The organism is Bombella apis, assembly GCF_018221685.1.
Taxonomy (GTDB): Bacteria; Pseudomonadota; Alphaproteobacteria; order Acetobacterales; family Acetobacteraceae; genus Bombella; species Bombella apis.
On the sequence record NZ_JAGJTM010000001.1, the window covers coordinates 165,078 to 177,423 of the forward strand.

Consider the following 12,346-nt stretch of genomic DNA (forward strand, 5'->3'; position numbering starts at 1 on the left):
CATGAAACAGCATTCCACCCCCTGCATGAGGGGCCGTTCCTCCCGATTGCTGGCCAGTGTTCTTCTTGGCGGCATGGCTGCCGGGTTGGGGGGCTGCATTGTCGGCCCTTCCTCCAAGGACATTCCCCCCCTGCCAGAGAGGACAGGATACAGCCAGAAGAACATCACCCAGTCTGAAGCTGGACGGGACAGAAGCAGCGACAGCCTCCTCCACCGCCAGCAGTTCATCTCCGGGGCAGATGTTCCCGGCAGATGGTGGGAGGCCTTCCAGAATCCCCGTCTGAACCAGATGGTGGAGCTGGCCCTGACCAACAACCAGACATTGAAAGCCATGCAGGCTGGCCTGCGGGCAGCATGGGAGCAGCGCCGTGTTGAGGGGGCGTCACTCTATCCGAGCATTTCTGCCCAGTTCATTCCGACACGCAACAAGACCTCCAAGGCACTCTCGCCCGTGCCGAACAATAATGAATGGCTCTATAACCTGCACACGGCCCAGCTGAACATCGGCTATGTGCCCGATCTCTGGGGTGGCTCCCGCCTTGCCATTCGCAACGCCAAAGCCCAGGCGGATATCCAGCGCTTCCAGCTGGAGGCCACGACGCTGACGATGATCTCCAACATCGTCAACACGGCCATCACCGAGGCGGGTCTCCGTGAGCAGATCCGTGCCAAGGAAGTTCTGATCGCCCAGCAGGCAGCCATGGTTCGCATCAATCAGAATCAGGTCGGCCTGGGGGACCAGTCCCGCCAGAGCCAGCTCCTGCTGCGGGATTCGCTGGCGCAACTTCAGGCGGATCTACCTCCTCTCCGGACACAGCTTGCCCAGACCCGGGACCAGCTGGCCACTCTGGTGGGCCTCAGCCCCAATGCGGACCTGCCCATCTTCGAGCTGAAAGACTTCACCCTGCCGCATCAGCTGCCCGTCAGCCTGCCGGCCCAGCTCCTCCTGCAACGGCCTGACATCGCCTCTGCACAGGCGCAGATCCGCTCTGCCGGGGCGCAGCTCGGCATTGCCATTGCCAACCGCCTCCCCAATGTGCAGCTGAGTGCCCTGCCTGGCGAGGCTGTGGACAGCATGAGCAAGATGTTCAAACCCGGGATGGGCAACTGGATGCTGGCTGCCACGGTCACCCAACCCATTTTCCAGGGAGGGTCACTGCTTCATGCCCAGCGGGAAGCCAAAGCCAATTACGAACAGGCCAAGGAATATTACAAGGCTGCCATCATGTCTGCCGTCAGCGATGTGGCAGACAGCCTCCATGCCGTAGAGCTGGATGGCAGCACACTTCTGGCCGACCAGAATGGGCTGGACGCCGCCACACAGGCCCTGCACATTGCAGAAGCCCAGCACAGGCTGGGGGACAACAGCCAGATTGACGTGGCACAGGCCCGCATGGCCGTGGCGCAGGACCAGATTTCCGTCGCACAGGACAAGGTCACCCGCCTTTCCGATACGGTCGGCCTGTTCCAGGCTCTCGGCGGGGGATGGTGGAACCGCAATGACCTCGGTGTCAGCCCGAAGGATGCCAAACGCCTCTCCACCACGCTTGTGCCGTGGTAAGCTGACGGCCGCCAAACCATCCAGACATGAAAAAGGCCGCTTCCTGACAGAGACGGAAGCGGCCTTTTCTTCAGCGGGGAAAATCTCAGGCCGAAAGCAGTTTCAGCACCCAGCCTTCTTCCTCCGGCATGGCCTTCAGCGGTACGGCATTGGGCAGACGTACATTGATCTCCAGCCCCATGGCTGCCCGCAGCCCACGGAACAATGCCCCATGCGCCACGATCAGGGGGGCTCCCTCTCCAGCCTCCTGCGCCCTGTTGAGCGCCTGGACACCACGGGTCTTCAGCGTGAGGAAATCCTCACCCTTTTCCGGGACAAACGTGCCGTTGATCCATGTATTGTACCAATCTCCCATCGGCTGGCCTTCCTGCACACCAAAGCTGACCTCCTGAAGGTCTGCATCCTTTATCAGCGGCAGATCAAGGCCCGTCCGATCCCGGATCGCATCCCGCACATGCTCGGCTGTGACGAAAGCCCGCTTGAGCGGAGAGCTTACGATATGCGTGAAGGGCCGCATCCCCGCCTCGAACAGGTCTGCCAGCTGGCGGCCTGCCAGGCGGGCCTGTGTTAGGCCGGTCTCATTCAGGGGAATATCCGTCCGCCCCTGGGAGAGATGGCGTGCATTCCAGTCCGTTTCACCATGACGGAGAAACCAGTACGGTTCTGCCCGAAGCTGTGTCATTTCCTGACCCTCCCCAAAATCCCGTCAGAGCGTGGCGGGACCTGTCTCATGCCCCTGGCCACGCAAAGCACCTCTCAATCAAAAAGATCTCAGTCAAAAAGAGTGGAGACCGAGCTTTCATCCGCCACGGCCCGGATGGCACGGCCCAGCAGATTGGCCGTAGGAATCTGCCGGATGTTGGACGTTGCCTTCAGCTCATCCGTCGCAGGGATGCTGTCTGTCAGGGTCAGCATGGAAAGCGGGCTGCTCTGCACCCGCTTGCAGGCATTGCCTGTCAGCACACCATGCGTCACATAGGCCTCCACCCCGGCAGCACCGTGCTTCATCAGGGCTTCAGCAGCATTGCAGAGAGACCCGCCGCTATCAATGATGTCATCCACCAGTACGCAGAAACGGCCGGACACATCGCCAATCACATTCATCACTTCAGACACACCAGCGCGCTCACGACGCTTGTCGATGATGGCCAGGTCCACATTCAGCCTGCGGGCCAGCTGACGGGCCCGCACCACCCCACCCACATCCGGCGAAACGATCATCAGTTTTCCCGGGTCCGGGTGACGGGAAATCAGGTCCCGCACAAAGAGCGGTGCTGCGTAGAGGTTGTCCGTGGGAATATCGAAAAAACCCTGAATCTGCATGGCATGCAGGTCCATCGTCAGGATGCGGTTGGCACCCGCTTCTGTCAGCAGATTGGCGACAAGCTTGGCACTGATGGGCGTGCGGGGACCGGACTTGCGGTCCTGCCGGGCATAGCCAAAATAAGGCATCACCGCCGTGACACGGCGTGCAGAGCCGCGCCGCAGGGCATCCAGCACGACGAGAAGTTCCATCAGATGATCATTGGTTGGCATGCAGGTGCTCTGAAGGACAAACATGTCCTCCCCACGCACGTTTTCCTGAATCTCGACAAACACCTCACCATCCGCAAAGCGGCGAATGGATGTCTTGCACAAAGGGATTTCAAGCTCATCAGCCACAGCCTGGGCCAGAGGCAGGTTACTGTTGCAGGCAACGATCTTCATGACGGGTACTTTTCATAGAAGGACGGTAAGATGCGGTTCAGCTCCTTCTATCAGCCCGCCCGATCAATGTCATGATTTTCCAGCAGACCTATTTCGGAACGATTAATTTACCACCTGTTTACCATGAAATGCCGTATGCTCTCCCGTCCACGCCCACAGGTCAGAACCGCCGGTACTGCCGCACATAACGATAGGCCTGTGTGATTTCCGCCGTCCGGCGGACAGCCTCCTGATAGACGTCCCCACCAACATGGGCAAAACGGTCTGGATGGTGCTGCTTGACAAGCCGCCTGTAGGCACTGGTGATCTCCTCATTGGAAGCCCCCTCGGAGACCTCCAGCACAACATGCCAGGCCCTGTCCGCGGGGGGCGCATTTCTGGCCCGCTGCCAGTCCCGCCGGGCTTGTTCACGCCGCCGCTCTGCCTCTTCCCTCTCCCAGGCTCTCTGCTGTTCCTGCCGCCGCCGCTTTCTGGCCGTCTCTGCCCTGTTCACCTGAAGCAGCAGACCGTGCACATGCACCGAACAACGCCGGAAATCCTGCCATGAACGGCCAGCCTCCAGCTCCTCCAGCACGTTCCGGGCGGTCTCGCCACCCATCGGCTGCACCAGCGCAGACAGAAACCGGAACGCCTCCCGCAGGCGCCGGGCCACGAGATGGTCCAGCAGAAGCTGACCATCAGCAAGAGCCAGCTCGCTGATCCAGCCAGCCCACATCATCCCGACCGCCTGATACGCTTCCTGCTCCCTGCTGGAGGCGAAGCCGGAAGGTGGCGGATCCGTCTCAGGTTCCGGTTTCTGCCGGGACGTCCGGCCTGTCTTTTCCGAGAACTGTTTCAGTGTTTTGGCATAGCGGTAGGCTTCGGTAATCTTCTTGCTTTTTACCACGGCTGCCTCGTAGGCAGCACCTCCCTCCTGCGCAAAGCAGTCCGGGTGATGCTGCTTCATCAACCGCCTGTATGAGGCCGTGATCTCCTCGGCAGAGGCCGTTGCAGAAACCTCCAGCACGATATGCCAGGGCTCATCCTCCGGTGGGGCGGAGCCGGACTGTCTGGCCCGGCGATAGGCCTGTTCCCGCTCCTGCTGCTCCTGCGCCGCCTCTTCACTGCCTGCCTGAAAATGCTCCCGCAGAAACGCCAGAACCTCTATGGAAAAACGCTGGAAGCCTTTCCAGCTCTTTTCCTGCCGGGCCTGAAAGAACAGGACCCGCAGGGTGGCAGGCAAAGACCCTGCCTCCCTTTCCAGCAGAGCCTTCAGAAAATCGAAAGCGTCATCCCTGCGCTTCTCCAGAAGAAGTTCGATGAGATCCTTTATAGGGCGAACCCCTGTCCCCTCATAAAAGCTGCTCCACAACAGTCCGGACTGCTGATAGGCCTCCTCTTCCTCCCTGGACGGAAACTCTGACGACTGGGCGGAATCATCCTTCTTTTCTGCAGAGCGGAGGCCATTCACAATCAGACCGACAATCAAAAGAAGCAGCCCCTTCCAGCTGAACAGCCAGGTGATGAAGCTCCAGATCAACCGGACGAGCCTTACGGGCAAAAGAAGGATGAAGATCAACACGTGCCAGACGCCCGCCAGAACGGCCCCGCACATATGAATGACAGCCCCCAGCAACCAGAACGGCACGGACAGCAGGGAAAAAAGTCCCCCTGCCGTTTCATGATCCTCTGTCTGGGGAGATGCAGCCTCCTGCTGGGAAGCCGTACTGTCTGGAGACGGCGGGGATGGCTGAGGCCCGGCCGCACCGGCTGTTCCACTCTGCCGCAGGATGGACGCAACCGGTCCATCCCCGCCGACTGTGCCTGCCTCTGCCTGACGGGGTGCAGCACGTTCAGGTGGGGACGGAGAAGCCTCAGATGGGGCCGGAGCAACAGCCAGGTCCGGCATCAGCACCCTGGCATCATCATCTCCCAGAAATCCGTCCCGGCTGGGCTGCCCGGCCTGCTCCTGCCAGCGCAGGATGGCCCGCCGGGTCGCCTCGCCATATACGCCATCCAGCACGACGGCAGCCGGCAGAAAGCCGAGCGCCTGCAGTTTTCTTTGCAGGGCAATATGGGCATCAATCGGACGGGTCGCTTCCTCATGCGCACGACCTGTCAGGCGGGAGCGGTATCTGTCCGCAACCTGCGCCACAACCCGCTGGTAGCATTGGGCCTGGCTCTCTCCCTGCACACCCGCCGGTGAAAAACACGCCTGCAACGGTGCAAGATCATGGATCAGCTCCGCCTTCAGCTGGGGAAGACTGTAGGCCGCACTCTGATGGCGCAGGGCATAATAGGCCTGATCCAGAACCAATTCACTTCTGGCTGAATCAGAATCCGAACAGAGAAGAACCTGTCCCGGTTCGTTCCTGTCCATCCGGCTACAGTCAAAGTCAGGATGATAAACGTCGGCCAATACAGGCTGACAATGCACAACGGCCCATGAAACCAGTAGACATTTCAGAAAAATGGAACGCATGACAGGCCAGCAAATATCAATCTGCAACCTGTATAAGTTGGTTGATACACCCTGTCCATTCGAGGAGACGTCTATCCTGTGCGGGATTTCAGAGAAACGGGGACACTCCCTGCGGCAGGAAATGTCCCCGTTCCGTCTGTTCCCAGAAAGGCTGGGCTGCCATCATCTGGAGGCACTGCCCTCCGGCTCCGGCCCTGCAACGAATTTTTTCATGCCATCCTTCTCACGGGACGCATCCCCGCCAATATCGGACGGAGCCGTCGCCGCCTTGCGAGACCGGCCTGAATAGTTGGTAACGATGGTCTTCACCGCTTCGGCAGCCTCCTGCGCCGCAGCGCCGGCCACATCAGCCCATGGGCCATCCAGAGAATGTGCGGGAACATCATGAACCTGAGTGGCTGCCCCGGCCTCCACGCCCTGTGGGGTTGTCACGTGCCAGACGATGGTAACCTGCTGTTTCGGCCCCTCTCCCGGCGGAGGAGCATCCGGTGAAGGCTTGATGCTGACCACGGTTTTCACGATGTAATCCGCCCCAGTGCGTGTGGTCTGCACACTGTTGTGGCTGTCCGGCAGCATCATGTAGAACGCCTCGGCCAGAGACTTGTTGCCATCACCCGGGGCGCCCTGTACCCCCTCGAAACAGATGCGGGCCGAACGGTGCATGAGACTCTGCGGGTCATCCATCATCATGCGGGTCTGTATCTCTGTCAGCTCACGGGCGATTTCCGGGGCCATCTGGAGGGCCACCGTGTTCAGGGCCGCCGGGTCGGCGCTGCGCCAGCCTTCCTCATCAATCACGGCACCAAAGCCACGGGCCTTCACCTTGCCATCCGGCCCGACAATCGCATAGCGGGGGCGGATACCCCCATTCTCCGCCCGGACAGCCCCCAGCCTGACCCACCAGTCCCCCGGCTCCGGCACCTTCGCCACGGCAGGAATGGATTGCCCCACCAGGGCGATCACGACATCCCGTGCCCACATGGCCGTAGGCGCCCGCCATGGCGCTTTCTCTGGCACGGGAACAGGCACGGCCAGCCGGGCAGGCGGAATGTTGTCCCTGACAAGATGCTGGGCCTGATTGCCCGGATTATGGGCAAATGGCTTGTACACCTGCAGGCACCCCCCCAGTCCGAGAAGAGGCACACACAGCCCTGATAGCAGCAGCTTACGACAGAAGCGCATGAACAGCCCACTTTCCCTGCAATATTTCTGGACAAGAGCCGACCGGACCCGACCGGCAGGCCCCGCAACTTAACGCCCTTTCCCTCTCCTGACCACAGGGGGAGCGCTGGCCAGAGCCCCTAATGGCGGATCAGCATGTAATGGATCGTCACATCCAGATCAAAATGGTCACCCTGCATGTCCGGCGGAACGGGAGGGAGCTGCGCCCCCTGGAACATGCCTGTCGTGGCGGCATCCAGCGCATAAGAGTTTGATGAATCCGTCAGCCGCACACGGATGACCTTCCCGCTCCTGTCAATCACTACATGGACGGAGGATGGCCCCTCCTCCCCGTTCTGCACAGCCTCATCAGGGTAGAACATGTGGTTCCGCACCCAACGGTCAATCTCGCTCCCATAATCGGAGCTGACACCCCGGACACTGCTGCTCGTCTTGTACGGCGCATTGATCTGCCCATTCAGGCTGAGCGGCCCGAGAGAGAAATCGACCGGCCCCCGTGTCCCCCCATGGCGCCCCCGCTTGTGAGGATGCAAGGCTGGCTCACCATCAAAGGACAGATCCATCGGGTGAGCGAAAGGGTTCGTCTCGCTCTGCCGGGTCATACGCTGATGCGTCGGGGTTGCCCGGCTCCGGCGGGGGCGACGGGGAGCAGCCCTGGAGAGCGGCTTTTCCGACATCTCCGCACGGGTCAGCTCCCCGGTAGGTGAGGGGGCCGTCGGCGGGGAAGACGGCGTGTGAGGCGTCGGCTCCATCGGGGCTGGGGTTGCCTCCTCCGGCGTGGTCGGCGCCGGAGCGCTGGCCGCACCACCAACCTCATGTGTCGGCTCCCCCTTCATGCTGTGCTTTGCCGGAGGGGCATCAAACACCATCTCCACCTGCGGCTGCTGTGCACCATTTGGCGTACCATGCACGGCAGCGCTGGTCTGCATCATCAGCCAGAGGGCAATGCCATGGACACTGGCCGCCAGAAACAGCGGCCCGAACAGTGGTGGATCGACCAGAACCTGCGTCCGCCGCATGGGGGTGCGCGCTTCAGTCCGCAACCCGGCCACGGGTTCGGCATGATCTCCCAGCCGCTCCCGGCGCCTCTGCAAAGGGGCGTCCTGCATCGTCACGGGCGGAAAACCCGCTGGCAAAAAGAGGGGCGCAGACTGATAAGGATCATGACCCCTCCCTTGTGCCTCAAAAAGGGCCATATTGTCATCACCGGAAAAGTGCCCCACCGCTACTTTTGTGTAACCCCCTTCCACCACCATCAGCCCCATGAAGAAAGTCCGTTCCATGCATCCACCTGCCTGCCTTGCCCGGGATGCCGATCTGGCAGCCTTCATCGCCACCGTCGGCCCCTGCCGCCTGCACGAACAGGCTGCGCCAGACCCGCAGACAATCGATCCCTATGCCTCACTCATCAAGGCTGTGACGGGCCAGCAGCTCCACAATGCTGCGGCCAGGACCATCTTCAGGCGTCTCTGCGCCCTTGGGGCCGACCATGACGAAAACGGGCCGCCCCCTGCACCACAGGAACTTCTGGCCCTTGATGATGCCACCCTGCGCCGCTGCGGCCTTTCCGCCACCAAGGCCGCCAGCCTGCGGGCCATCGCCCGGGGACGGCTGGACGGGCTGGTGCCCAGCCTCGCTGAAGCCCGCCAGCTGGATGACGCCACACTGATAAAACAGCTGACAGCCCTGCGTGGCGTGGGACAATGGACAGTCGAAATGCTGCTCATCTTCCATCTCAACAGGCCGGATATCCTGCCAGCGGGCGATCTTGGCGTTCAGGAAGGATGGAAGAGGCTGAAAAAACTGCCTGTCCGCCCCACACCCCGCCAGCTGCGGGACGCCACGATGGGCTTCAGTCCCCATCGCTCCACACTGGCATGGTACTGCTGGCAGGCCAAAGCCCGCCTGCCTGATCCCGCTCCACCCAGCAAAAAACCTTGACGTCCCACCTCCGTGCCCGCACATAATGCGCCGTCATGACGGGGCTGCAGGCCAGGCCTCTCCAGAGCTGGCCCGTGGCCCACACAGTTTCTACCCACTTCCTGCAAGGGATATTCATGCCTAAAGAAGACCTGATCGAATTTACCGGCACGGTGACTGAGCTTCTGCCCAATGCCATGTTCCGCGTCACGCTGGACAATGAGCACACCATTCTCGCCCATACGAGCGGCAAGATGCGCAAGAATCGCATCCGCGTGCTGGCCGGTGACCGGGTCAATGTCGAGATGACCCCTTACGACCTCAGCAAGGGTCGCATCACCTTCCGCTTCAAGTAAGACAGCGGAAGACAGGACCATCTCTTCCCTCATGGCTGATTCCTCCCGGCCCGCCCTCATCCTGGCCTCTGCCTCGCCCCGCCGCATCGCCCTGCTCCGCCAGATCGGGGTGGAGCCGGATGCTGTCTGCCCGGCAGACCTGGATGAAACCCCGCAGAAGGACGAACTTCCCCGTCCCCATGCGCTGCGGCTGGCCCGGGCCAAGGCGGCCCATGTCGCCGCCCGCCATGATGGTCCCGCCCTCATCATCGGGGCTGACACGGTCGTGGCGGCCGGGCGGCGCATCCTGCCCAAAGCAGAAGATGCCGAGACAGCCCGCCGCTGCCTCACCCTTCTCTCCGGCCGCCGCCACAAGGTTTTCACCGCCGTGGTCTGCCAGCCGACAGCAGACTGGGCCGAAGGCCGCTACTGCGAGCGTGTGGTGGAAAGCCACGTCATCTTCAATCGCCTGACACCCCGGCAGATTGACGCCCTCATCGAAGGGGGAGACTGGCACGGCAAGGCTGGTGGCTATGGCCTTCAGGGGCAGGCGGCCGCCTTCATCCGACAGGTCGGGGGAAGCCCCTCCGGCGTGATCGGCCTGCCCCTGTTCGAGACCGCCCAGCTGCTCCGGGGTCAGCCCCTGCCCGCCGGACAGCACTGGCTGCGCTGACACGGCATGGAAATCCGTCTTGCCAGTGCGCCCGGAGAAATCCGCATCGCCCTGCTGAAGGACGATGCGCTGCTGGATGCTGCCCTCTGGCGGCCCGGTGCGCCGGATGGCTGGGGGGATGTCCATATCGTCCGCATCACCGCCCATGCGCCAGCCCTGGGCGGGGCTTTCGTCGAGCTGGCCAGTCCAGCCTGTACGGGCTTCATGAAAGGGCGCAAACTCCCTCCCGAAGGCAGTCTCGTCCGTGCCCAGGTGACCCGTTCGGCACAGAATGGCAAGGGCCTGCGCCTGCGTGCCCTCCCATGGCCGGAGGACATGGAGGCCGGAACCGCCCCCCGCCGTCTCACATCCGGTCCCACGCCACTGGATGAGATTCTGGGGCTGGCCCCATCAGACTGCCCCATCCTGACCGACAGTGCCGCCCTGGCGGCCCGGTTGCCGCCCCGTCTTCATGCCCGCCTGCACCGGGTGAGCCGCAGCTTTGATGAGGTTCTGGAGGCCGATTGGGCCGCCCTGACCAGCCCGGATGCCCAGGTCGGACCGCTGACAGCCCATATCACGCCCACCCATGCCCTCACCGCCATTGATCTGGACGCCCATCAGACCCCGGACTTTGCCGCCAATCTGGCCTGTTTCGGCCCACTCCTGCGGGAAATCCGGCTACGCAATCTCTCCGGTACCATCCTGATCGACCCGGCAGGTGTCCGCAGCAGCAAACGGCCCGCCCTTGTCCCGTTCCTCCGCAAGGCAGCGGACAGGGAGCAGGACCCGCTCCAGCCCCGCATCACCGGCATCACGCCCGGCGGCCTGCTGGAAATGACCCGCCCCCGCCATCGGGCCCCGCTGCATGAGCTGTACGCCTCACCCCACGGGCAAGGGCTGGCCATCCTCCAGCACATCGCCAGTGAGGGGCTGAAGGGCGACCGGCTCCACGCACCACCAGCCATCATCCAGGCACTTGAAGCCGATTCCGGGGCGCTGGAAGACCTCTTCCATCTCACAGGCCATCGCCTTACCCTCCTCAGTCATCCCGTGCCTCCATCATCCTGCTGGAGTCTCTCATGAGCTGCCCGATCTGCCAGAAACCCACCATGCCCGCCTTCCGCCCGTTCTGCTCCCAGCACTGCGCTGATGTGGACCTTGGCCGTTGGTTCAAGGGGGATTACCGTGTGCCGTCCCTGCGGCAGGACAACGACCCGGAAGAACTGGAGGCCGAGGCCGCACGGCTGGCGGAGGAAACCTCCCGCCACAGGCCCTGATCCCGGGGGTCATAACCCGCTGAATCAGCCCGCTGATCCGTGCATTTTCTTCTGCAAAGAGGGTTGATAACCCGCCCTGCATAGGGTAAACCCCTCTCCATAGCCGGGTGGCCCTGCTGCCATGGCCCGGTGCCCAAGTAGCTCAGTTGGTAGAGCATGCGACTGAAAATCGCAGTGTCGGTGGTTCGATCCCGCCCTTGGGCACCATTTTTATTTCCCTGAAAAACTGGCTGACGTCCGCCACAAAGCGCCTCTTCTCCCATGGCGTGGCAGAACCTCCGTGCGAAATGCCTTTTCCTCCGTCCGGCACAGGCTTACCCTATGCACACGGGGGCGAGTCCGCTCGTCCGTGCCCAAGGGAAGGATATCATATGACCACGACTCCCTATCCTACTGTCACACTCAGAAACGGCATCACGCTTCCAGCGCTCGGCATGGGCACATGGCGTATGGGCGATGATGCAGCCCTGCGGGCCCACGAAGTCCACAGCCTGCAGAGCGGGCTGGATTCTGGCCTCAGAATCATCGATACGGCAGAAATGTACGGCCATGGCCGCTCAGAAGAGGTGGTCGGCGAAGCCCTGCGGGGGCGAAGGGATCAGGCATTTCTCATCAGCAAGGTCCTGCCGGGCAATGCCACCTCCAGAGGAACGATAGAGGCCTGCGAACGCTCGCTGAGACATCTCAACACGGACCATCTGGACCTTTATCTCCTGCACTGGCCCGGTTCCACTCCCTTCACCGAAACGCTCTACGCCTTTGAAACACTGAAGGAACGGGGGCTGATCCGGGACTGGGGGGTTTCCAATTTCGATACGGCCGACATGAACGATCTGGCTGAGCTGGGAGCCTATCCTCTCGTCAACCAGATTCTCTACAGCCTGGAATATCGTGGCACGGAGTATGACCTGCTGCCACGGGACGAACAGGCGCACATCACCAGCATGGCCTATTGCCCGATCGGCCAAGGGGGCGAGCTGCTGCATCACCCTGCCCTGCGGGCCATTGCCCACCAGCATGAAACCAGCCTCGGCCGCGCCACACCGGCGCAGATCGCCTTGGCATGGGTGCTGCGTCGCAGGAACATGATCGCCATTCCCAAAGCCGGCACGCCCCATCATCAGGCCCTCAACATCGCCGCTCAGGAAATCCGGCTCTCCCATGACGATCTGGCGGCCCTTGATGCAGCCTTCCCGCCACCTGATGGCAAGGAAACGCTGGCTGTCATCTGACAGAAACGGCGCCCCT

General features: G+C 62.1%; 12 protein-coding genes and 1 tRNA gene. 8 read left to right on the forward strand and 5 right to left on the reverse strand.

Annotation, left to right across the window (positions count from 1 at the left end; translation table 11 throughout):
- The first annotated feature begins 1 nt into the window (after position 1).
- The gene (locus J8Z04_RS00710; RefSeq protein WP_081562414.1) at positions 2–1,561 is read left to right on the forward strand and encodes an efflux transporter outer membrane subunit; all 1,560 of its coding nucleotides are present in this window, start codon (positions 2–4) and stop codon (positions 1,559–1,561) included.
- Positions 1,562–1,646: 85 nt separating this feature from the next.
- On the opposite strand, the gene J8Z04_RS00715 is transcribed toward J8Z04_RS00710, so the two are convergent.
- The 5 genes from J8Z04_RS00715 to J8Z04_RS00735 form a co-directional block, all read right to left on the reverse strand.
- Positions 1,647–2,243: a histidine phosphatase family protein gene (locus tag J8Z04_RS00715; RefSeq protein ID WP_192848689.1), complete on the reverse strand. Its 597-nt coding sequence runs from the start codon at positions 2,241–2,243 to the stop codon at positions 1,647–1,649.
- Between the two features lie 89 nt (positions 2,244–2,332).
- Entirely contained in the window at positions 2,333–3,268 is a 936-nt protein-coding gene (locus J8Z04_RS00720) for a ribose-phosphate pyrophosphokinase (RefSeq protein WP_043559073.1), read from the reverse strand.
- Positions 3,269–3,428: 160 nt separating this feature from the next.
- Positions 3,429–5,564: a DnaJ domain-containing protein gene (locus tag J8Z04_RS00725; protein WP_192848688.1), complete on the reverse strand. Its 2,136-nt coding sequence runs from the start codon at positions 5,562–5,564 to the stop codon at positions 3,429–3,431.
- 327 nt (positions 5,565–5,891) lie between these two features.
- Positions 5,892–6,911, reverse strand: coding sequence for a hypothetical protein (locus J8Z04_RS00730; protein ID WP_181005222.1), 1,020 nt, complete (start codon positions 6,909–6,911; stop codon positions 5,892–5,894).
- Positions 6,912–7,030: 119 nt separating this feature from the next.
- Positions 7,031–8,194, reverse strand: a complete 1,164-nt coding sequence (locus tag J8Z04_RS00735; RefSeq protein ID WP_227449735.1) for an energy transducer TonB — start codon at positions 8,192–8,194, stop codon at positions 7,031–7,033.
- Here J8Z04_RS00735 and J8Z04_RS00740 point away from each other — a divergent pair.
- From J8Z04_RS00740 to J8Z04_RS00770, 7 genes are all read left to right on the forward strand, one after another.
- Entirely contained in the window at positions 8,193–8,852 is a 660-nt protein-coding gene (locus J8Z04_RS00740) for a DNA-3-methyladenine glycosylase family protein (RefSeq protein ID WP_192848687.1), read from the forward strand. The two genes, J8Z04_RS00735 and J8Z04_RS00740, sit on opposite strands and share 2 nt — an antisense overlap.
- Positions 8,853–8,968: 116 nt before the next feature.
- On the forward strand, positions 8,969–9,187 hold the full coding sequence (infA, locus tag J8Z04_RS00745; protein WP_043559458.1) for a translation initiation factor IF-1: 219 nt from the start codon (positions 8,969–8,971) through the stop codon (positions 9,185–9,187).
- Between the two features lie 31 nt (positions 9,188–9,218).
- Complete coding sequence (locus tag J8Z04_RS00750; protein ID WP_154981062.1) at positions 9,219–9,839, forward strand: Maf family nucleotide pyrophosphatase; 621 nt, start codon at positions 9,219–9,221, stop codon at positions 9,837–9,839.
- A 6-nt stretch (positions 9,840–9,845) separates the two neighbouring features.
- Entirely contained in the window at positions 9,846–10,904 is a 1,059-nt protein-coding gene (locus tag J8Z04_RS00755; protein ID WP_192848686.1) for a ribonuclease E/G, read from the forward strand.
- Positions 10,901–11,098, forward strand: coding sequence for a DNA gyrase inhibitor YacG (locus tag J8Z04_RS00760; RefSeq protein WP_043559082.1), 198 nt, complete (start codon positions 10,901–10,903; stop codon positions 11,096–11,098). The genes J8Z04_RS00755 and J8Z04_RS00760 overlap by 4 nt, the downstream gene beginning before the upstream one ends.
- A gap of 131 nt (positions 11,099–11,229) precedes the next feature.
- Positions 11,230–11,305, forward strand: a tRNA-Phe gene (locus tag J8Z04_RS00765).
- A 164-nt stretch (positions 11,306–11,469) separates the two neighbouring features.
- A complete protein-coding gene (locus tag J8Z04_RS00770; RefSeq protein WP_192848685.1) occupies positions 11,470–12,330 on the forward strand; it encodes an aldo/keto reductase in 861 nt (286 codons plus the stop codon).
- The last annotated feature ends 16 nt before the right edge of the window (positions 12,331–12,346 follow it).

Excerpts from the sequence above, each read along its gene's own strand:
- J8Z04_RS00710 (WP_081562414.1), top strand. The coding sequence starts at position 2 with ATGAAACAGCATTCCACCCCCTGCATGAGGGGCCGTTCCTCCCGATTG.
- J8Z04_RS00715 (WP_192848689.1), bottom strand. The coding sequence starts at position 2,243 with ATGACACAGCTTCGGGCAGAACCGTACTGGTTTCTCCGTCATGGTGAA.
- J8Z04_RS00720 (WP_043559073.1), bottom strand. The coding sequence starts at position 3,268 with ATGAAGATCGTTGCCTGCAACAGTAACCTGCCTCTGGCCCAGGCTGTG.
- J8Z04_RS00730 (WP_181005222.1), bottom strand. The coding sequence starts at position 6,911 with ATGCGCTTCTGTCGTAAGCTGCTGCTATCAGGGCTGTGTGTGCCTCTT.
- J8Z04_RS00740 (WP_192848687.1), top strand. The coding sequence starts at position 8,193 with ATGCATCCACCTGCCTGCCTTGCCCGGGATGCCGATCTGGCAGCCTTC.
- J8Z04_RS00735 (WP_227449735.1), bottom strand. The coding sequence starts at position 8,194 with ATGGAACGGACTTTCTTCATGGGGCTGATGGTGGTGGAAGGGGGTTAC.
- infA (WP_043559458.1), top strand. The coding sequence starts at position 8,969 with ATGCCTAAAGAAGACCTGATCGAATTTACCGGCACGGTGACTGAGCTT.
- J8Z04_RS00750 (WP_154981062.1), top strand. The coding sequence starts at position 9,219 with ATGGCTGATTCCTCCCGGCCCGCCCTCATCCTGGCCTCTGCCTCGCCC.
- J8Z04_RS00755 (WP_192848686.1), top strand. The coding sequence starts at position 9,846 with ATGGAAATCCGTCTTGCCAGTGCGCCCGGAGAAATCCGCATCGCCCTG.
- J8Z04_RS00760 (WP_043559082.1), top strand. The coding sequence starts at position 10,901 with ATGAGCTGCCCGATCTGCCAGAAACCCACCATGCCCGCCTTCCGCCCG.
- J8Z04_RS00770 (WP_192848685.1), top strand. The coding sequence starts at position 11,470 with ATGACCACGACTCCCTATCCTACTGTCACACTCAGAAACGGCATCACG.